The following is a 20,943-nucleotide window of genomic DNA, read 5'->3' on the forward strand; positions in this document are numbered from 1 at the left end:
ATTTATGGAGAGAGTGGAGACTCTATTTCAACGGCCGCTATTAGTAGGGATTACTTGCCCTGAGACGACGTGGACTTAACGAGTCGGGACAGGCAGCGGCGGGCAAAAGGGAACCCTCAGCGGCCCGGTGTCGCTTGGGACTCTTCAAAATGATGCCGTAACAATGGCATCTCTCAATAATAGCCAACGTAGACAGGTTCTCGCCGATAACCCCCCTCCTGGCCAGCGCTATAAGTAGCAAGCTATTTGTTGATGAAAGTCTGAAGTATTCTTTTGAACTTTCAGATTCTTTCAGTGCGCGGCCTGTGCCTAACATCGACTCCACAGCGAACCAGCCTCTTGGCAGCGTGGCGCCGTCGAAGTGCATTTGCAGTAGGCCTTGGGATTTTTGAGGATCACCGATGAAGCTGGAAATTTTCCGCACGCTGTGGGGTTACACCGCCAGCAAGGCCCAGGCGCTCGAGGAGTTGCTGCAAGCGGGCTTTGACGGGATGGAGGCACGCCTGCCACTGGACGCCCGTGAACGGGCCGAGTTTGGCGCCTTTCTCCAGGCCAATCGCCTGGGCTATATCAGCACGGTCTTCACCGCGTACGACGTGCTGCCGGACCAGTCGGCAACCCCTGCCGTCCACCTCAATGATCTCGATCAAAAACTCGCCTGGGCCGCTGAACTCGGCCCGCGCTTCGTCAATGTGCTGGCGGGCAATGATCGCTGGTCCTTGCCACAACAAGTGGAGTTTTTTGGCCAGGCGCTGGATCTGGCGCGCAAGCACGGCCAGGTCTGCAGTTTCGAAACCCACCGCTCGCGGTCGCTGTTCAACCCCTGGGTGACCCTGGAGTTGATCCGGCAATTGCCCGAGCTGTTGTTCACCAGCGACATCAGCCATTGGGTGGTCACCTGCGAGCGCCTGTTGAATGACCCGGCCGATGACCTGAGCGCTTTCATCGAGCGGGTTCACCATATCCAGGCCCGGGTCGGTTATGACCAGGGACCGCAGGTTCCGCACCCGGCGGCTCCCGAATATGCAAGGGAACTGGCCTTCCATCAGCAGCACTGGGAAAGCATCTGGCGCTCGCAGCAAGCCCGCGGTTACCAGGTCAGCACCCTGACCCCGGAGTTCGGCGCCGACGGCTACCTGCATCACCTGCCCTTCACCAATGTCCCGGTCGCCGACCTGTGGTCATTGAATGTGTGGATGGGCCAGACCGAGCGTGAACACTTCGACCGTTTCAGCCATTCAAGCCATCCTTAGGGAGCCGATGCGACATGCCTGACAACAAAAACAACAGCGCAAGCACTGACACTCACAAAGCCAACTTCAATAGCATCCCGGTGGTCAACATCGCCGGCCTGTTCAGCGTTGAACTGGAACACCGCCTGGCCGTCGCCGAACAATTGGGGCGCGCCGCCAGCGAGGTCGGGTTCCTCTACATCACCGATCACGGTATCGACCCGCAACTGATCGCCAACCTGCGCAAGGCGGCCAAGGACTTTTTCGACCAGCCCCTGGACGCCAAGATGCGCCACTACATCGGCACCTCGCAAACCCACAAGGGCTTTGTACCCGAAGGCGAAGAGGTCTATTCCAAGGGCAAGCCAGACCACAAGGAAGCCTTCGACGTCGGCTTCGAAGTCCCGGCCGATGACCCGCTGGTGCTGGCCAATACCCCATTGCTGGGGCCCAACGACTGGCCACGGCTGCAAGGTTTCAAGGCCTCGGTGCAGGCCTACTATGAAGCCATCTTCGCCCTGGGCCGGCGACTGTTCGGTGGCTTCGCCCTGACCCTGGGCCTGGAAGAAAACTATTTCGACAGCCTGGTGACCCGTCCACCGTCCAAGCTGCGCCTGATCCACTACCCCTTCGACGGTGCAGCCCATGACGCACCGGGTCTTGGCGCCCATACTGACTACGAGTGTTTCACCATCCTTTTGGCCGACAAACCGGGCCTTGAGGTGATGAACAATCTTGGCCAATGGATCGATGCCCCACCGATTGCCGATGCCTTTGTCGTCAACATCGGCGACATGCTGGAAGTGATGACGGCAGGCGCTTTCGTTGCCACCGCGCACCGGGTACGCAGCGTGAAGGAGGAGCGTTATTCCTTTCCGCTGTTTTATGCCTGCGACTATCACACCCAGATCAGACCGCTGCCCGGGTTCGCCCAGGCAGGCAACGACTACGAAGAAATCACCATCGGCGAACACATGTATGGCCAGGCGCTGCAGACCTATCAATATCTGCGCCAGAGGGTGGCCAACGGGGACGTTCAACTGCCAGGCAAGGCACGAAAGCCCGCCAGTTTCGGACATTTGAAAAATCAGGCCCAACCGTCCTGATTGAAGTTTTCAGCTAATCCCCTACCTACGCCGGAGTCAGCACATCATGAAAAACAACAAGAAAAACCTTTTGAGCCTGGCTGTATTGGCAGCCGGTATGTTCGGTGCCTCGGTGAGCATGGCCGCGGCAGATACGTTCAAGGTCGGCATGGAGATCACCTACCCGCCCTTCGAGTCCTATGACAAGGACAAAAACGTGGTGGGCTCCGACCCCGAACTGGCAACGTCACTGGCCAAGCACATGAACGCCAAGGTGGAGTTCGTCGACACCAAGTTCCCGAGCCTGATCCTGGGCCTGAACTCCGGCAAGTACGACGCGATCATTTCCGGCATGTACATCACACCGGAGCGCCAGACCCAGGCCCAGACCATCGCCTATGCCAACACCGGTGCCGCGGTCATGGTGCCCAAGGGCAGCGAGATCAATGCGAAGAAGCCTGAAGACCTGTGCGGCCTGAAACTGGGACTGGAACAGGGCACCACCTGGGTGAAGGAATTCAAGAAGCTCTCTGACGAATACTGCGTGCCGAACAACAAAGGCGCGATCACCGTCAGCGAGTACCCTTCGGCACCCGAAGTGACCCAGGCCCTGCTGTCTAAAAACATCCAGGCCCAGGTTGAAATCGCCGGCGCGGCAAAAATGATCGCGGAAAAGACCAACGGCCGGGTAGTGATCACCACCGAGCATCCGATTTATCAACAAACCCTGGGCATCTTCGTCAAGAAAGGTAACGACGAAACCTTCCAGGCCGTGCAAAAGGCCTTCGAGGAGAGCAAAAAGAGCGGTGAATACGCGGCAATTCTCCAGAAATATGGCCTGGAAGAACCGACTGCCAACTAAGAACCTGTCCTTGTAGTCTGGTCATCTGCCTCCCCTGCTCCGGGGCGGCAGATCGAGGTGCCCCATGCAATTCGATTGGTCGTATTTCTTATCCCTGTTCTCCCTGCCGGACTTCTGGAAGGCCTGCGTCACGGTGGTCCAGCTCAGTGCCCTGGCCTGGTTCATCGGCATGCTGCTGGGTTTTGTCCTGGCCACGGCCAAGCTGTCCCAGTCGCCCTTGCTGCGCATTCCCGCCGCGGTCTACATCTGGTTCTTCCGCAGCATTCCATTGCTGGTGCTGGTGGTCTTCGTCTACAACCTGCCGCAATTGTTTCCCGGCAGCGGACCGATTCTGTCCAACCCCTTCTACGCAGGGTTGCTGGCCCTGGTGGTCACTGAAGCGGCGTACATGGCGGAAATCCATCGTGGTGGCCTGATCTCCGTGGCCAAGGGCCAGAAGGAAGCCGGGCGCGCGCTGGGTGTCGGCCTGCTCGGCATGCAACGCCTGATCGTGATCCCTCAGGCTTTCCGCATTTCGCTGCCCACGCTGATCAATGAATACATCACAGTGGTCAAGCTGACCTCGCTGGTCTCGGTCATCTCCCTGACCGAAATCCTCACGGTCGGCCAACGCCTCTATGCCACCAACTTCCTGGTCATGGAAACCCTGGCGGCGGTAGGCGTGTATTACGTGTTGATCGTCACCGTGTTCGGTTATTTCCTGCAGCGCCTGGAGCGCTACCTGGACCTGAACTTCCGCAAGCCGCACACGCTCGACGCGGCCACCATCGCCAGGTTCAAGGCCAGCGCCGAAGCCTTGCCCGACACTGCGCGCAAAGCCGCCGGCAACAACGCGACGCCCATCCTGCAACTGAAGAACATCCAGAAGAGCTATGGCACCCACCAGGTGCTGATGGGTATCGACCTGAATGTCGAATACGGCCAGGTGGTCTCGATCATCGGGCCATCCGGCTCCGGCAAGACATCGCTGATCCGCACCGTCAACGGCCTGGAAAGCATCGATACCGGCGACATCCTGCTGTTCGGCGAAAAATTCATCGAAGCGTCGGACAAACCCAACAGCACCCGCCTGCGCAAAGGCGTGCGGCACATCGGCATGGTGTTCCAGAACTTCAACCTGTTCCCGCACCGCACCATTCTCGACAACGTCACCCTGGCACCGCGTTACCACGGTCAGCCGGGCGAGCTGAGTGAACATCGTGCCTATGCGCTACTGGACAAGGTCGGCCTGCTGGCCCATGCCCACAAGTACCCGCACCAGCTCTCCGGCGGGCAGCAACAGCGCGTGGCGATCGCTCGAGCCCTGGCGATGGAACCGCAAATCATGCTGTTCGACGAGCCGACCTCAGCCCTCGACCCGGAACTGGTCAACGACGTGCTGAACGTGATCCGCGACCTGGCCAAAGAAGGCATGACCATGCTGATCGTGACCCACGAAATGGACTTTGCCATGTCGATATCCGACCGGGTCGTGTTCATGGAGAACGGTAATATCCAACTGGATGCCGCACCGCAAACCATACGATGCGAAGCCGAAGGAGAACGCGTGCGACGCTTCATGGGCATCAGTACCCGATCGCCGAACCTGTCCGCAACGCTGGATCATGCATGAACAGGCAACCGCTTTCTTCGAACTTCCTTCTTTCAGGAAAACGTACATGAATCTGGGAATAGCAGGACGCTGGGCACTGGTATGCGCCGCCAGCAAAGGTTTGGGAAAAGCCTGTGCACAGGCTCTCGTCAACGAAGGCGTGAACGTGGTGATCACCGCACGGGGCGAACAGGCGCTGAATGAAACAGCCCGTCAGCTCAGGGCGATAAACCCTGAAGTGACGGTCATCGCCGTCGCTGGAGACATTTCGACGCCCGAGGGTCGGGCGGCAGCGCTCAAGGCCCACGGGCATTTCGATATCCTGATCAACAATGCCGGGGGCCCTCCCCCCGGGGATTTCCGCGAATGGAATCGCGACATCTGGCTCAAGGCGCTGGATGCCAACATGCTGACGCCTATCGAGTTGATCAAGGCAACGGTCGACGGTATGGCGGCACGTGGATTTGGTCGAATCATCAACATCACCTCGAGTGCCGTGAAGTCCCCTATCGAAAGCCTGGGCCTGTCCAATGGTGCGCGCAGTGGCCTGACTGGGTTTGTCGCAGGGCTTGCCCGGCAAGAAAACATTGCCAGTCGCAATGTGACGATCAACAACCTGCAACCAGGCTCGTTCGACACCGATCGACTGCGTGACAACCTGGTCGCGGCGGCCCAGGAGTCGGGGCAGGACAGTGAGGTGTTCCTTGACCAATGCCGTAGCGAAATTCCCGCCAAACGCTTCGGTTCAGCCGAGGAGTTCGGTGCCCTCTGTGCCTTCGTCTGCAGCAGCCAGGCGGGCTACCTGACCGGACAGAACCTGTTGATTGATGGTGGGGCTGTTCGCTCTAGCCAATAATGGGCAAGAGCTATGTGGGTGTACCCGGGCGATCAGGCTTGAGTTCGCGGCCTCGCCCGGGTGAGCTTTGCTGATCAGGGCTTGCGCGCAATGATCACCTGGCTTTTCGCCACCACCGCATCCAGCGCCTGCTTGATCTGTGCGCCCCGTGGCGAAGCCAGGATCGCCTGCCAGGTATCCGCCCAGTGGTTGAGCAACGGATGGTCCGGGTTGCTGAAATCGACCTTGGCTTCCCAGAACAACAGCATCCACATCGACCAGTAGAACCCGTACTGGCTGTGGCTGATCACTTCCAGGCCGGCATCGCTGACCATGGCCTTGAACTGCGCTTCGCTGATAATGCGGATGTGGTTGGGCTTCTGGAAATACTCGGCCGCCGCGATATCTTTCTGCAGGTCTTCGGAGCTGGGGTGCGGGACGCTCAGCAGATACAGCGCGCCCGGTTTACCGACGCGCACCAGCTCAGCGAGGAACTGCGCCGGATCGTCCACGTGCTCGATGACTTCGGTGGACACCACCCGCGTGGCGGTCCCATCGGCAATCGGCAGCGGGTTGCAGTCGGTGACGTGGCATTCGACGTCGCGGGCCGGCGTATCGCTAAGGCGCTGGCGGGTCGCTTCGACCTTGGCCGCGTCGATATCGGCGATGATGATCTTCGCCCCGCGCATCCCGCAGAAATGCACGTTGCCGCCGTCGCCGCAGCCAACATCGAGCAGCGTGTCCTCGGGGGTCACCGGGAAACCGGTGAACAGTTCGCCAGTCTGCTGATTGAACCAGCCGCTGAGCATCGCGTCGTGCAGGCCGAGCATGTAGGGATCGACCTTCTCCGCCACTGGCGCCGCGGGCGGTGCCTCTGGCTGCACAGGCGCGGGCGTGCCCGCCGTGAGTTTTTTCAAAAGGCTCAGCATGAGGTGGCTCCAGAGGATGGGACGGCTGTTCGGGAGGTGCCCAGGCGTTTGACCAGCGAGGCGCCGCGGTTGCGCATGGGCATTTCAATGAAGCGATAGTTGAGTTCGCTCAGCAGCACGATCAGGCTGCCAGCCATCAGCAACATCAGAATCGGATGGCCAGCCGGACTGGGCAGCCCGGCAGCCTGTAACCGGAAAATGAACTCACGAACCAGCAAGTAGGCCGGGATATGGATCAGGTAAATCCCGTAGGAGCGACTGCCGACCCAGGTCATCAGGTTCTTGAACATTCCCTTGGGCATCAGGTAATCACGGTTGTAGGACGCGATCCACACCAGCAGCGCACACAACAGCGCAATCACACCGATCCGGTAATGGGTAAAGGTGAAACGGTCCGTTGCCATGAAACCGAGCACCAGTGCAACGCCGAGCAATGCCGACAAGCCGGCCCAGGGGCGACGCAGGAAAGTCGGCTCCCAGCGCCGGTATGAAGGCTGCACGCTCCACATCGCCAACAGCACGCCAAGGGCCAGCGCGTCGGTGCGCACCACCATCAGGATCGGCGTGCGCAGGGTCAACAACTGCACCGCCACCAGCGCCAGCAATGCCCACACCAGGTGCTTGCGAAACAGCACGATCATCAGTGGAAACAGCAGGTAGAACTGCTCTTCCAGCGACAGGCTCCAGTACACGAAACTGGTGCCATACTCGTAGCGATAAAAACTGTCGGCAAAGCGGAAGTTGGCGTACTGGGCGATGCCGGCCAGCGTCGCCTGAATGTTCGCGTGCAGGGTACCGAACGCGCCGGAGCGGTTGAGGAAAAGGCATGCCAGCAACATCAGCGCCAGCCACAGCCAGGCCGACGGCAGCAATCGAAAGGCCCGGCGCAACCAGAAATTGCGCGTCTGTTGCCAATACTCTTGACCCGTGGTGCAACGGCGCAAGGCCGGGATCAGGCTGCGGGCAATGACGAAGCCCGAGATCGCAAAAAACAGATCCACGCCCCACCACGGCTGGCTGTACAACGTGATGGCCTGGAACAACGGCACAGCCGCCGCGAACAGGCTGTCCTGCAGGTGATGAAACAGCACGCCAAGCACCGCTATGCCGCGCAGCAACTCGACGTCCATGATCCGTTTTTCGTTGCTCATGCGCCCTCCTGGACATGGGGTTTGCGGGCAATGATCACCTGGCTCTTGGGCATGAACCGGTCCAGCATCTGCTTGATCGCCAACCCGTCGGGCTGGGCCAGCAAGTCCTGCCAGGTTTTCGCCCAGCTCTCCATCAGCGGCGGATAAGGCGCCTGAATCCGGTCGCGAACCGCGCCACCCAGTTCACGCCCGGCAGCCCGCTCGCTGGCCCAGAAAAAAATCATGCCCATGACCCAGAAAAACCCGGTGGCTTGACGATGCTCGATGACCAGGCCCGCGTCTTCCACCAGCGCGGCGAATCGCTCGGGGCTGAAAATCTGCACGTGATTGGGCGATTGAAAATAGCTGGCAGGGGCAATGCCTTTCTGCAGATGCTCGCCCACCGGGGACGGTACGCTCAGCAGGTACAGTGCACCGGGGCGACCCATGCGCACGAGTTCGGCCATGAAGGGTTCTGGCTGGTCGATGTGTTCGAGCACTTCCATGCACACGACTTTGCTCGCGCAACCATCGGCCAGAGGCAGCGGCAGGCTGTTGCTGACCAGACCGAGATTCGCTTTATCCGACTGCGCGTCCACTTGCCGCGCCAGGTCGCGGACCTTGTCGTGCTCACTGTCGGTGAATATCACCGACGCGCCTTGACGCACCGCAAACAAGGTCGCAACCCCTTCGCCACAACCGACATCCAGCAAAGTGTCGCCGGCGGTAATGGCAAAGCCTTTGAGCAATTCGCCGCTGTCGCCCGAAAACCAGCCGTCATGCATTGCATCGTGCAAGCCCACGTCTCTTGGCGACACACGGGATTGCTCGACCGGCGACGGCGCGGGCCGTGGCTCGGGTTTCGTCTCTGCAAAGAAACGTCTGACCCATGCGCGAATCATGCCTCAGGGGTTTCCACGGCACGGCTCTCGAACAGGCGCTCAAAAAATACGCCAAGCCGTTGCCCGGCAGTGGCCTGACTGCAGAACTTACTGAGGCTGGCCACTGCGTGCGCGGACATCTGTGCATAACGCCCGGGATCACCCTTGGCCACGTCATAGCTTGATTGGTAAGCCCTGCACAACGACGCCCAATTGGTGACGTAGCGCAAGGTGCGAAACGCCCTGCGCGGGTCATGAGGCCAGGCCGTCAGCTCATCGGTGGAGTCAATCAGGAATGCATTATCGGCATCCAGATAATCGAGCATCGCCGTGGTCCGTGGCGCCACCGCCGGTTTGCCACAGGACATGAACTCCATCAGCGGAAGACATTGGCCTTCGCCATAGGACGTGTTGACCACGTAACTCGTGGCTTGCACCAGCTGCTCATAGTCCGCGTCAGCCAGATAGCCGTAAATCAGCACGACCCGGCAGCGGTAAGACTGGTTTTTGTATAAGTGGTGAAGGATATCGGTCAGCGCTTCTTCGGCATCGTGGTGCGTCAGTTTGAGCACCAGCGTTGCGTCGTCCACCTCGCGAAACGTCACGCAAAAGGCACTGAGCATGTCTTCCCAATTCTTGCGCCCGTCACTTGGGTTGAACACCGAGGTGTAAATCACGCCGTCGAGGACCAACTCGTGCTCACTCGGCGGGGCCTTGAAATCAATACCCGCACCTTGGCGAGTGGCCACGGGGCCGAAGGCTCGCAAGTCGAGTTCGCGGCTGTCTGCCAGTAACCCCTTGAGCGTCAAACGCACTTGACTGGCCAAGGGCTGACGTTGCAAGTGGGCGCCGCGCTCGGAAAAACGGTCCCATACCGGGGCCGGTACCGCGATGACCGGATAGTCGTCGCCCATCGCCTCGCGCACCGCATTCACGGTGTAGCTGGAATGGGTAATCGCCGCACCCGCTGCCCGCAACACCGTGCGCCAGTCATTGAGCGGGTCACCGGCAAAGGGTTCGTTGGGGATGGTGCTGAATTCCCACGCGAACACCGGCAGCGTCGGGCAGGCGAAATTGACCGGCGTGCGATGAGGCGGTGAGAACGACAGGAACACGCACGCTTCACCACGGGACAAACAGTCCATGTACAACACATCGACTTCGGTCCGCGGGTCGCTGACTTCTACCACTCGCCCCAGCCGCTCCAGCACGGGTCGGTACTCCTTGAGCACGAAGTAATAGCTGTACTCCGAGCGGCCAAGGTTCTGGGCAATGGTGTGCTGGTTGGTTTCCGAATGAATGATGATCAGCATGAGGCGGTATCCGTCACGGTTGCTGTCGGCAAAGCCTGTGGCGCCAGCCCGAAAAAATCCGCCATGCGTTTCTGCACCGGAGCGAAAGCGCAGTAATCGTGCATGCGCTCGACGGCGGCGAGGGACATGCGCTGATACTCCAGCGGTTGCTCCTTGGCCAGGCGGTAGCTGTTTTCGTAAGCGGTTTTCAGCGAACCCCAATCCGGCCGGTAACGCAGGGTGCGGTAGATGATGCGAGAGTCCTGCGGCCAGATGGTCAGCTCCTCGCTGGACTTGACCACAAACGCCACACGTTCATCGATGTAGTCCTCCATGGCCGTGTGATCCGGGGCAATCACCGGTTTACCACTGGCCATGAACTCCATCAGCGGCAGGCACAGCCCTTCGCAGCGCGAGGCATTGACGTAGTAACTGGCGGCCTCGTACAACCGGGCATATTGCGGGTCGTCCAGGTAGCCGTGCATGACCACCACCCGACAGGCGAACGGAGAAAGCTGCGCGAGCAACGTCATCAGTTCGTCGTGGTAGGACGACAGATCGCTTTGGGTAACTTTCAGCACCAGTGTCGCATCAGGCGTTTCGCGGAACGCCCAGCAGAATGCAGTGATCAGTTGATGCCAATTCTTGCGACCGTCACGCGGGTTGAACACGGTGACATACACCACACCGTCAACCTGTGTTTCGACCAGGGCTGTGGTATCCGGCCACTGTCGCGGTTCTGGCTCGGGTACTGCCATCGTCTGTGGGCCGGCGATGGCCGGCAACCAGCCAGCGAGACGCTCATGGGCGGCTTGCGACAACAAGTCGCGTATCCCTTCCCAGTACCACTGGCTTAGAAAATGCGTGCGATGCACCGGGATCGGCAGCGATTTACCTTTGTCCAGGCGCCACATATGCAGGTAATGGCGGGCAATCACCAAGCGGCGCTTGAGTGTCAGCGGCGGTGGCTTCAATGCCTCCAGTTCAGCCTCGAGCGCCGCCAGTTCCTCGGCGGTCGGCACGACGGGAATCAGTGCATCGGCGCTCAGCCCGAGTGTGCGCGTATCGAAGATGCAACCCTTGATGTCCAGGGTCGAGCCGGCGCAGATCGGGACGCTGGTGTGGCGACTACGAATGTCGGCGAAGTTTTCCCACAACGGCGTCGGCAACACCAGTACCGGGAAGTCTTCGCCCATGGCCCGACGAATCGCCCGGGCGGTATGGCTGGAGAGCGTGATCACCCGGCCCTGCCGCGCCAGCATTTGCGTCCAGTCCTGGCGCGGGTCGTTATCCCATTGTTCATCGGGAATCGAATCAAACTCCCAGGCCACCACGCAAATCGTCGGGCACTCAAGGTCGTTCGGGGTTTTCTGCGGCGGCGTAAACGACAGGAACAGACTGTCTTCGCCAGCGGCCAATAATTGTTTGTAGAGCGGATCGACCTCGGCGGTGGAGGACACCACATGCACTCGCCCCAGGCTTTCGAGCACAGGGCGATAGGCCTTGAGCACGAAGTAGTAACTGTATTCGGGACGACCGAGGCTCTGGCTGATGGAGCTGTCGTTGACGTCGGAGTAAAGAATGAAATTCATGGCATCCCACGGTGAGGCCGCCATCCCGGCAGCCTCACGCTATGACGGGGAGGATACGGTTCGAGTCAGTGTTTACTGGCGCTCGCCCATCGTCTTGCTGCCCGTCTTCGTTCTTGTTTTAGTGGTCAGTTTCTCGCAGTTTCGAAGCGACGCTGCCGAACCCCGGATAATCGTGACGAGGGGCATTCTAACCACATCCGTTGAGGATTCGTGAACCGCCCGACGAGAATAAATCAGGCTACGCTGACGAGAACTGGCCAGTCACTATTGGACTTGTTGAAATTGCCGAGCAAATGGCACAGATTGGATACCAAACAACTACAACAAAACATTTCGTCCGTCTTCATGAGTAATCCTGTTGGTTCGTGAGACCCTTCCATTAAGCCTTTAGGAAATGGATGAAATGTATGACCCGGGGGTCGCTGTTGAGAAAACGTCTATTTGTCACGGGTCTGACTGGATTTGTAGGACAACACATCCAATCGCGTTTGCAGGCTGAGAATTCGGAATGGAAGCTGCTGCCTGTTCCTTGCCGCTACGATCTCTCTGCGCCGGACAGCCTTGAAGGCTTGTGGCCGGAAATGCCCGATGCGGTGATCCACCTGGCCGGCCAGACTTTCGTCCCGGAGGCCTTTCGTGATCCGGCGCGCACGCTGAACATCAATCTGCTGGGCACCCTGAACCTGCTGCAAGCTCTCAAGGCGCGCGGCTTCAACGGCACGTTTCTGTACGTCAGCTCCGGCGATGTCTATGGCCAGGTCGCTGAAGAGCATCTGCCCATCACTGAATTGCAACCACCCTGCCCGCGCAATCCCTATGCCGTGAGCAAACTGTCGGCAGAGTTCCTGAGCTTGCAGTGGGGCCTGAGCGAAGACTGGCCCGTACTGGTCGCCCGCCCGTTCAACCACATCGGCACAGGGCAGAAAGACAGCTTCGTCATCGCCAGCGCCGCACGTCAGATCTGCCGGATCAAGCAAGGCCTGCAAGGGCCCCAACTGGAGGTCGGGGACATCGACGTCACGCGCGATTTCCTTGATGTCGGGGACGTGGTCTCGGCTTACCTGGCCTTGCTGGAAAAAGGTACGCCGGGGCAGGTCTACAACATTTGCTCGGGGCGCGAGCAGAGCATTCGCCGCCTGATCGAACAGCTGGCAGATCTTGCCCAGGTCGACCTGCAACTGGTCCAGGACCCTGCGCGACTTCGCCGCGCGGATCAGCGCCGCGTGTGCGGCAGCCCTGCCAGGCTGGTCGAAACCACTGGATGGAAATCTGAAATCACAACACAACAATCCCTGCGGGCGATCCTGTCCGACTGGGAGACGCGAGTACGACAAGTATGACTAAAAGTGCATTGATCACAGGCATCACCGGCCAGGATGGCGCGTATCTGGCCAAGCTGCTGCTCGACAAGGGTTACAAGGTCCACGGCCTGGTCGCGCGCCGCAGCAGCGACTCGCGCTGGCGCTTGCGCGAGATGGGGGTCGAGGCGGACATCGTCTACCTGGATGGCGACATGGCCGATGCCTGTTCTGTGCAGCGCGCGGTGATCAAGTCGGCGCCGGACGAGGTCTACAACCTCGCCGCGCAAAGCTTTGTCGCGGCCTCCTGGGATCAACCGGTGACCACCGGCATCGTCGACGGCCTGGGTGTTACCCACTTGCTCGAAGCGATTCGTCAGTTCAGCCCGCACACGCGTTTCTACCAGGCGTCCACCAGCGAAATGTTCGGTCTGATCCAGGCCGAGCAGCAGGACGAGAACACGCCGTTCTATCCACGCAGCCCTTATGGCGTGGCCAAGTTGTACGGCCACTGGATCACCGTGAACTACCGCGAAAGTTTCAACCTGCATGCCAGCAGCGGCATTCTGTTCAACCATGAGTCTCCGCTGCGCGGCATCGAGTTCGTGACGCGCAAAGTCACCGACGCCGCCGCCCGCATCAAGCAGGGCAAGCAGCAGGAACTGCGCCTGGGCAACATCGACGCCAAGCGCGATTGGGGCTTTGCCGGGGACTACGTCGAAGCCATGTGGCTGATGCTGCAACAGGACAAACCCGACGACTTCGTGGTGGCCACCGGCGTGACCACCACGGTGCGCGAGATGTGCCGGATCGCCTTCGATCACGTAGGCCTGAACTACCGCGACTTCGTGAAGATCGACCCGGCGTTCTTCCGCCCGGCCGAAGTCGAAGTGCTGCTCGGCAACCCGGCCAAGGCCCAGCGTGTGCTGGGCTGGAAACCAAAAACCGACCTGGATACCTTGATCCGCATGATGATGGATGCGGACATGAAACGCGTCGCCAAGGAGTAGGCCATGCTGATTCCCGTGATTCTCTCCGGCGGTGCCGGGACAAGGTTGTGGCCGGTGTCGCGTGAAGGCCATCCCAAACCGTTCATGGCCTTGCCTGACGGCCAGTCGCTTCTGGGCAAGACCTATCGGCGTGCCGCGGACCTGCTCGACGGCTGGGGCGATATCGTCACGGTGACCAACCGCGAATACTACTTCCAGAGCAAGGATCACTTTCGGGACGCGCACCTGGGCCGTCATCGCGGGCACTTCCTGCTGGAGCCGACGGGGCGCAACACGGCGCCGGCCATCGCTGCCGCCGCCCTCTCCCTCCAGGCCCTGCATGGCGACGAGGCGATCATGCTGGTCATGCCCGCCGACCATCTGATCGTCAATGTCGATGCGCTCAAGGAGGCGGTCGAGCATGCCATGACATTGGCCAGGAGCGGTCACCTGGTGACCTTCGGTGTGGTGCCGACCGCTCCGGAAACCGGTTTTGGCTACATTGAAGCCGGCACACCGCTGGACGACAAAGGCGCTGCCGGCGTGCGGCGTTTCGTCGAAAAACCGGACCTGCAAACCGCGACTCATTACCTGGAAAGCGGCAATTTCCTGTGGAACTCCGGGATGTTCTGCTTCTCGGTTGCCAGCGTACTGGCCGAACTGCAAATCCATGCTCCCGATTTGCTGGAGCAGGCGCAGACCTGCATGGCCGCCAGCGCCGCAGTGGAAAACGCGGGGAGCCTGCAGCAGGAACTGTCGCCGGCCCTGTTCGGCGAAATCATGGACATTTCCATCGACTATGCGTTGATGGAGCGCTCCGACAAGGTGGTCGTCGTGCCCGCCCGTTTCGACTGGAGCGACATCGGCTCCTGGGGTGCGGTGGCCGCACTGGTACCGGCGGATGCACAAAACAACCGCACCGTCGGCGAGTCGGTTTTCATCGACAGCCACAACAACTTCGTCCAGAGCGACAACCGTCTGGTCGCGACCGTGGGCGTGGATAACCTGATTATCGTCGACACCGCCGACGCGGTGCTGGTGGCCCACGCCGACCGCGCCCAGGATGTGCGCCGGGTGGCCAGGCAACTCAAGGACAAAGAGCACGAAGCCTATCGCCTGCACCGTACGGTCAGCCGGCCATGGGGTACCTACACCGTGCTGGAGGAAGGCCCGCGCTTCAAGATCAAACGCATCGTGGTCAAGCCCGGTGCCAAGTTGTCGTTGCAGATGCACCACCATCGCAATGAACACTGGGTGGTGGTCGAAGGCATGGCCAAGGTCACCAACAATGGCACCGGCACTCATCTGGTGGCCAAGAACGAATCGACCTTCATTGCCGCCGGTCACAAGCATCGCCTGGAGAATCCCGGCGTGATCGACCTTGTGATCATCGAAGTGCAAAGCGGCGAATACCTGGGAGAGGACGACATCGTCCGCTTCGAAGATCAATACGGCAGGACGGTTTGAATGCTGCTTTCCCTTTACCGCACGCTGAGCAGCTATCGGGGGTTCATCCTCGGTAGCGTCCAGCGAGAGTTTCAGGCGCGTTATCGCAATTCGTTGTTCGGTGCCCTGTGGACCGTGCTCAATCCGCTGTCGATGATCATTGTCTACACCGTGATTTTTTCCCACATCATGCGTGCCCGTTTGCCAGGGGTAGATGACGGCATGGCCTACAGCATCTATCTCTGCGCCGGGTTGTTGACCTGGGGACTGTTTGCAGAAATCACGGTGCGCAGCCAGAACATGTTTCTGGATAACGCCAATCTGCTGAAAAAAATCAGCTTCCCACGGATCTGCTTGCCCGTGATCGTGCTGTTGAATGCCGGTATCAACTTCGCAATCATCATCAGCCTGTTCCTCGGTTTTCTGTTGATCACCGGTCGACTACCGGGCCTTGTGCTGTTGGCGCTCATTCCTCTATTGGTATTACAGGTGATGTTCTGTGCCGGGCTGGGGATTATTCTTGGCGTAGTGAATGTGTTTTTTCGCGATGTCGGGCAATTTTTCGCCATCTGTCTGCAATTCTGGTTCTGGCTGACGCCAATCGTTTATCCGATGAGCATCCTGCCCGATTGGGTCCAGCGCTTGCTGCAACTCAATCCCCTGACCAACCTGATCACCAGCTACCAGAACATCTTCCTGTACGGCCAATGGCCTGTCTGGAGTTCGCTGCTGCCGATCATGGTCGCCAGCGTATTGCTCTTCTTCATCGGGCTGCGGCTGTTTCGGCAGAGAGTCGGTGAAATGGTGGATGAACTCTGATGGGACACATACGCGTCACCGGCCTGGGCAAGGCCTATAAACAATACCCTACACGCTGGAGTCGACTGGTTGAATGGCTAGTCCCGTTCTCGCCGATCCGCCATCGTCAGCACTGGGTGCTACAGGACGTGACCTTCCAGATTGCCCCCGGAGAATCGGTGGGTATCGTCGGGATCAACGGTGCCGGCAAAAGCACCTTGTTGAAGATGATCACCGGCACCACCCAACCCACCTGCGGAACCATTGAGCTCGAAGGCAGCGTCGCCGCCCTGCTGGAATTGGGCATGGGTTTTCATGCGGACTTTACCGGTCGGCAGAATGCGGTCATGGCCGGGCAACTGCTGGGCATGCAGGTCGAAGAGATAGAAGCGTTGATGCCGGAAATCGAACGTTTCGCGGAAATAGGCGACGCCATCGACCACCCGGTACGCACCTATTCCAGCGGTATGCAAATGCGTCTGGCGTTCAGCGTGGCCACCGCGCGGCGCCCGGACATATTGATCGTCGACGAAGCACTGTCGGTGGGCGACGCCTACTTTCAGCACAAAAGTTTCGACCGCATCCGCAGCTTTCGCAAAGCCGGTACCACGCTGCTGATCGTCTCCCATGACCGTGGGGCGATTCAGTCGATCTGCGACTCGGCGATTCTCCTGGAAAACGGCCATATGGCCATGCACGACAAGCCCGAAACCGTCATGGATTACTACAACGCCCTGCTCGCCGAGCGTGAGGGACAGACCGTGCGCCAGGAAGCTCTCGCCGGCGGCCAGTTCAGTACCATTTCGGGAACGGGTGAAGCCAGGATTCTGACCGTACGCTTGCTCGACAAAAATGAACGCTCCATCGACGCCGCCGAAGTCGGCCAGCCGGTCGTGCTGGAGGTGAATGTCGAGGTTCGCCAGGACATCGAACGGCTGGTACTGGGCTTCATGATCAAGGATCGCCTGGGCCAGGCCATGTACGGCATCAACACCCATCGCCAGGATCAGGCGCTGACCGATCTGCAGGCTGGCGAGCGCGTGACTTATCGCTTTGCTTTCGTCATGGGGTTGGGCAAGGGTAACTATTCCGTGGCGTTGAGCTTGTCACGCCTGGACTCGCACCTGGACCGCAACTTCGAGTGGCGCGATTACGGGTTGGTGTTCCATGTGATCAACAACCGGCACGAAGATTTTGTCGGCTGCTCGTGGCTGGCCGCGAAGACCACTGTCTCGCGCTCGAGCGCGCCGGTCACTCCGGAGATCACGCCATGACGCGTCTTTTGGTGGAGTGCACGCACGTATTCCAGCACCCCAAGGTCAATTCGGGCATTCAGCGAGTGGTGCGCAACGTCGTCAATCAGCTACCGGGGTCTGTGGACGGCGTTGAATGCATCCCGGTTGTATTGCTTAAAGGCAAACTCTATCGGGTACTGAAACTCGGCGCGCTGAACATTCCGATTTTCGATGCCTTGATGACCTTTGGCGGACGACTTGGGCGCTTGGCTCACCGCTTCTGGCAACTGCATCAGCGCCTGCACAACCGAAGCAACTCGCGAGTGATCAAGCGCCTGCTGCACGTGGCCTACCGGGTGACAGCGGTTACCTGTTTCGGCCTTCCACTGCGTGTGATCGAAGGCATCAACCAGTATCAACTGCCCAAACGTTGCACGCCGCTGCAGCACCAACCGGGAGATCAACTGGTGTTGCTGGATTCGTCCTGGCACACCGACTTTTTCCCGTTTGCCGAACAGCTCAAACGTGAAGGCGTGGGCATTGTTTCAGTGATCTACGATTTGATTCCCCTGACTCACCCACAGTTCTACGACACACGGCTGGTGCAGGTGTTCAACGAGTGGTTCGACTGGATCACTCAAACCGCCGATGGCTACGTGGCCATTTCCGCCACGGTGCGTGACCAGGTGCGTGATGAGGTTCAGCGCCGCCTGGGCTCGGCCAAGGCCAATGCATTGTGGTTCGACTATTTCCACCTGGGCTCCGAACTTGATTTGAGCGAAGTCAGCGAAGCCGTGGAACCGCGTCTTGCGCGGCTGTTCGCGACGCCGGAACCGGTATTTTTGATGGTCAGTACCATCGAACCGCGCAAGAACCACGACTACCTGCTGGACGCCTTCGAACGGGCCTGGGCGGCAGGCTCCAATGCCCGCCTGTGCATTGCCGGGCGAATCGGCTGGAAATGCGATGCGCTGCTGGCCCGGATACGCAATCACCCCCAACTGAACCAACGACTGTTCATGTTCAATGACCTGAGCGACACCAGCCTCGAGCATGCCTACCACCATGCCAGCTCACTGGTGTTTCCGTCTTTTGTGGAAGGCTTCGGCCTGCCGCTGGTAGAAGCCATGCAGCGTGGACTGCCGGCCATGGGTAGCGACATTGCGGTCTTTCGTGAAATAGGCGGCGAGTTCATGGCGTACTTCGATCTGGCCGAGCCAAAAAGCCTGGCTGATCTGGTCATTGGTTTCGAGAACAGCGGTCAATTCCCGGCCACTCGCGACGTCGTGGACTGGCGCTGGATCGGCTGGCGTGAAGCCAGTGCGCAATTGGCTGAACGCACCCTGCGCAATCTTGTCGACGTGCCGCTCATGCAAGAGAGGCAACATGCGAATTGCCCTTAACGCGCGGATACTCCAGGCGCCACGTACCGGCATCGGCCATTACGTCGCCGAACTGGCGAACGCCTTGGCGAGTGAACCGGATGTTGAACTGGCGTTGTTTCATGGCTGGGGCTGGAGCTCTGTGCTGCCTGAGGCAGCCATGCCCGGCTATTCCCGGCTGACACCATTGCTGCGACAGATCCCGGGCGCCTATCAGGCCCGACGGTGGCTGGAGCAGAAACGCTTCGATCAAGGCCGCGCGCAAGCCATCGATCTCTATCACGAACCGAGTTTGTGGCCGCTGTCGTTCGACGGCCCGACCGTCATCACCCTGCATGACCTGACTCACCTGCACTATCCCGAAACGCAGCCACCGGCGCGCTTGCGAGAAATCGAACGGCGCGTGACCGATGGCGTGCGACAGGCAAGCCTGATTCTTACCGACTCGCAGTTCATTGCTGACGAAGCCCAGGCGCATTTCGGATTACCGGCCGAGCGATTTGTCGTCGCACCGCTGGGTGTAGCCGCGCGTTTTCACCCGCGATTCCCCGAGGCTATCGACGCCGTACTCAAGACCCATGGCGTCGAAGCGCGGGAATACTTCCTCTGTGTCGGTACCCTGGAACCGCGCAAGAACCTGTCCCTCGCCCTGCGCGCCCACGCGCGATTGCCGGAATCAGTCCGTCAGCGTTTTCCATTGCTGATCGTCGGCATGGCCGGCTGGCAGCGCGAGCAGTTCAGCGAAGAGTTGCATCAGGCCCTGGCCTGCGGTCATGTCTGTTTGCTCGGCTATCTGCCTGACGAGCACGTTGCGCAGCTGTTGGCCGGTGCCCGGGCATTGATTTTTCCGTCGCTTTACGAAGGTTTTGGCCTGCCGGTGCTGGAGGCCATGGCCTGCGGCACGCCGGTCATTCTGACCAGTCGCTCAGCCATGCCCGAAGTGGCAGGCTCTGCGGGTAACTATGTTGAACCGGATGAAACCGACGGCTTGCGCGATGCAATGAGTCGTCTGATCGAGGATCTAGCGCATTGGCAGGCATGCCGAGAAGCCGGGTTGGTACAGGCAAGGCTTTTTACCTGGGAACGCTGTGCGCAAGTCACGGCCAGCGCTTACCGCCAGGCAATGGGAGGTTGAATGCGAGTTCTTCATTTTTTCAAGACGTACCTGCCTGACTCGGTCGGCGGGATCGAACAAGTGATTTTCCAGTTGTGCGAAAGCGGTGCCCTGCACGGCGTTGAAGGCAAGGTGCTGACGCTCAGTGCCGACCCGACACCGCCGGTGATGCAGATCGCCCAGCATGAAGTCCATCGAGCCAGGCTCGACATTCAGTTCGCCTCCACAGGGTTTTCCTGGAGCGTCTTCAAACAGTTTCGCGAGCTGGCAGCCGAGGCCGACGTGGTCAATTACCACTTTCCATGGCCATTCATGGACCTGGTGCATTTCGCCAGTGGCCTGAATAAACCCAGCGTGGTGACGTACCACTCGGACATCATCCGCCAGAAACACCTGCTCAAACTTTACCGGCCGCTGATGAATCGCTTTCTGCACAGCGCCGACCGGATCGTCGCTGCATCGCCCAATTACCTGCACACCAGTGATGTGTTGCAACAGTTTCAACACAAGACCCGAGTGATCCCCTATGGGTTGAACAAGACAGGTTACCCTCAGCCGGACAGTGATCGAACGGCTCACTGGCGGCAAAAGCTAGGCGATAAGTTCTTTCTGTTTGTGGGTGTGATGCGCTACTACAAAGGTTTGCACATCCTGCTCGACGCCCTGAAGGACCTGGATTACCCGACTGTGATTGTCGGTGCCGGCCCACTGGAAGTAGAGCTGCATGCCCAGGCGGCCGCCTTGGGTTTGCGCAATGTTCACTTCCTCGGGCGTCTGGGGGACGAGGACAAAGTAGCGCTGCTGCAACTGAGCTATGCCATCGTGTTTCCATCGCACCTGCGCTCCGAAGCCTTTGGCATTTCGCTGCTGGAAGGCGCGATGTATGGTAAACCGATGATCTCCAGTGAAATTGGCACTGGCACCAGTTACATCAACATTCATAACGAGACCGGACTGGTGGTGCCACCGAGCAATCCACCGGCATTTCGCGAGGCGATGCGCACGCTTTGGGAAAAACCGGTGCTGGCGGCGCAAATGGGCGAGAAGGCCCAGGCCCGTTATCAAAATCTGTTCACGGCGGATGAAATGGGCCGCAAATGGACGGCCTTGTATGAGGAACTGCTGGAAGAAAAAGCCCTCGCCTACGCATGAGTTTTTTGCAGATCCGAATTGCCTCAGCTGCGCTCCAACAGTGTTACGATCCCGCGACTGCAGATTCTCCACGGCTTGCGCAGAATGTGTGCAAGCCGTC

Annotated in this window: 18 protein-coding genes; 13 read left to right on the forward strand and 5 right to left on the reverse strand. The window is 59.6% G+C overall.

Going from position 1 to position 20,943, the window contains the following annotated elements; genetic code table 11:
- The first annotated feature begins 401 nt into the window (after positions 1-401).
- The 5 genes from ACMDB8_RS19255 (at position 402) to ACMDB8_RS19275 (ending at position 5,626) form a co-directional block, all read left to right on the forward strand.
- Entirely contained in the window at positions 402-1,253 is an 852-nt protein-coding gene (locus ACMDB8_RS19255) for a sugar phosphate isomerase/epimerase family protein (RefSeq protein ID WP_056722702.1), read from the forward strand.
- Positions 1,254-1,267: 14 nt separating this feature from the next.
- Positions 1,268-2,338: an isopenicillin N synthase family dioxygenase gene (locus ACMDB8_RS19260; RefSeq protein WP_056722704.1), complete on the forward strand. Its 1,071-nt coding sequence runs from the start codon at positions 1,268-1,270 to the stop codon at positions 2,336-2,338.
- A 46-nt stretch (positions 2,339-2,384) separates the two neighbouring features.
- Positions 2,385-3,179 carry an ABC transporter substrate-binding protein gene (locus tag ACMDB8_RS19265; protein WP_409079202.1) on the forward strand — a complete coding sequence of 265 codons (795 nt, stop codon included), beginning with the start codon at positions 2,385-2,387 and terminating at the stop codon, positions 3,177-3,179.
- 64 nt (positions 3,180-3,243) lie between these two features.
- Positions 3,244-4,791, forward strand: coding sequence for an amino acid ABC transporter permease/ATP-binding protein (locus ACMDB8_RS19270; RefSeq protein WP_056722708.1), 1,548 nt, complete (start codon positions 3,244-3,246; stop codon positions 4,789-4,791).
- Between the two features lie 46 nt (positions 4,792-4,837).
- Complete coding sequence (locus tag ACMDB8_RS19275; RefSeq protein WP_223542050.1) at positions 4,838-5,626, forward strand: SDR family oxidoreductase; 789 nt, start codon at positions 4,838-4,840, stop codon at positions 5,624-5,626.
- Between the two features lie 74 nt (positions 5,627-5,700).
- On the opposite strand, the gene ACMDB8_RS19280 is transcribed toward ACMDB8_RS19275, so the two are convergent.
- Genes ACMDB8_RS19280 through ACMDB8_RS19300 form a run of 5 tightly spaced genes read right to left on the reverse strand, consistent with a single transcriptional unit; the run spans position 5,701 to position 11,429 of the window.
- Positions 5,701-6,534, reverse strand: a complete 834-nt coding sequence (locus ACMDB8_RS19280) for a class I SAM-dependent methyltransferase (protein WP_409079203.1) — start codon at positions 6,532-6,534, stop codon at positions 5,701-5,703.
- A complete protein-coding gene (locus ACMDB8_RS19285; RefSeq protein WP_409079204.1) occupies positions 6,528-7,685 on the reverse strand; it encodes an acyltransferase family protein in 1,158 nt (385 codons plus the stop codon). Before ACMDB8_RS19285 ends, ACMDB8_RS19280 begins: the two co-directional genes overlap by 7 nt.
- Positions 7,682-8,566 (reverse strand): class I SAM-dependent methyltransferase, encoded by an 885-nt coding sequence (locus ACMDB8_RS19290; protein WP_409079205.1) that lies wholly within the window; start codon positions 8,564-8,566, stop codon positions 7,682-7,684. Before ACMDB8_RS19290 ends, ACMDB8_RS19285 begins: the two co-directional genes overlap by 4 nt.
- On the reverse strand, positions 8,563-9,858 hold the full coding sequence (locus ACMDB8_RS19295) for a glycosyltransferase (RefSeq protein ID WP_409079206.1): 1,296 nt from the start codon (positions 9,856-9,858) through the stop codon (positions 8,563-8,565). The genes ACMDB8_RS19290 and ACMDB8_RS19295 overlap by 4 nt, the downstream gene beginning before the upstream one ends.
- A complete protein-coding gene (locus ACMDB8_RS19300; protein ID WP_409079207.1) occupies positions 9,852-11,429 on the reverse strand; it encodes a glycosyltransferase in 1,578 nt (525 codons plus the stop codon). The genes ACMDB8_RS19295 and ACMDB8_RS19300 overlap by 7 nt, the downstream gene beginning before the upstream one ends.
- 425 nt (positions 11,430-11,854) lie before the next feature.
- Between ACMDB8_RS19300 and ACMDB8_RS19305 the strand changes: the two genes are divergently transcribed.
- The 8 genes from ACMDB8_RS19305 to ACMDB8_RS19340 are packed head-to-tail and all read left to right on the forward strand — an operon-like array spanning position 11,855 to position 20,843.
- Positions 11,855-12,769, forward strand: coding sequence for a GDP-mannose 4,6-dehydratase (locus ACMDB8_RS19305; RefSeq protein ID WP_056722753.1), 915 nt, complete (start codon positions 11,855-11,857; stop codon positions 12,767-12,769).
- Positions 12,766-13,737 (forward strand): GDP-mannose 4,6-dehydratase, encoded by a 972-nt coding sequence (gmd, locus tag ACMDB8_RS19310; protein WP_056722724.1) that lies wholly within the window; start codon positions 12,766-12,768, stop codon positions 13,735-13,737. Before ACMDB8_RS19305 ends, gmd begins: the two co-directional genes overlap by 4 nt.
- A gap of 3 nt (positions 13,738-13,740) precedes the next feature.
- A complete protein-coding gene (locus ACMDB8_RS19315; protein ID WP_056722725.1) occupies positions 13,741-15,183 on the forward strand; it encodes a mannose-1-phosphate guanylyltransferase/mannose-6-phosphate isomerase in 1,443 nt (480 codons plus the stop codon).
- On the forward strand, positions 15,184-15,981 hold the full coding sequence (locus tag ACMDB8_RS19320; protein ID WP_409079208.1) for an ABC transporter permease: 798 nt from the start codon (positions 15,184-15,186) through the stop codon (positions 15,979-15,981).
- Positions 15,981-17,234, forward strand: coding sequence for an ABC transporter ATP-binding protein (locus ACMDB8_RS19325; protein ID WP_056722732.1), 1,254 nt, complete (start codon positions 15,981-15,983; stop codon positions 17,232-17,234). Before ACMDB8_RS19320 ends, ACMDB8_RS19325 begins: the two co-directional genes overlap by 1 nt.
- Positions 17,231-18,598 carry a glycosyltransferase family 4 protein gene (locus tag ACMDB8_RS19330; RefSeq protein WP_056722734.1) on the forward strand — a complete coding sequence of 456 codons (1,368 nt, stop codon included), beginning with the start codon at positions 17,231-17,233 and terminating at the stop codon, positions 18,596-18,598. Before ACMDB8_RS19325 ends, ACMDB8_RS19330 begins: the two co-directional genes overlap by 4 nt.
- Positions 18,582-19,712, forward strand: coding sequence for a glycosyltransferase family 4 protein (locus tag ACMDB8_RS19335; RefSeq protein WP_056722736.1), 1,131 nt, complete (start codon positions 18,582-18,584; stop codon positions 19,710-19,712). Before ACMDB8_RS19330 ends, ACMDB8_RS19335 begins: the two co-directional genes overlap by 17 nt.
- Positions 19,713-20,843 carry a glycosyltransferase family 4 protein gene (locus ACMDB8_RS19340; protein WP_056722738.1) on the forward strand — a complete coding sequence of 377 codons (1,131 nt, stop codon included), beginning with the start codon at positions 19,713-19,715 and terminating at the stop codon, positions 20,841-20,843. It abuts the gene before it with no gap.
- The last annotated feature ends 100 nt before the right edge of the window (positions 20,844-20,943 follow it).

The organism is Pseudomonas monachiensis (assembly GCF_047345015.1).
Lineage (GTDB): Bacteria > Pseudomonadota > Gammaproteobacteria > Pseudomonadales > Pseudomonadaceae > Aquipseudomonas > Aquipseudomonas monachiensis.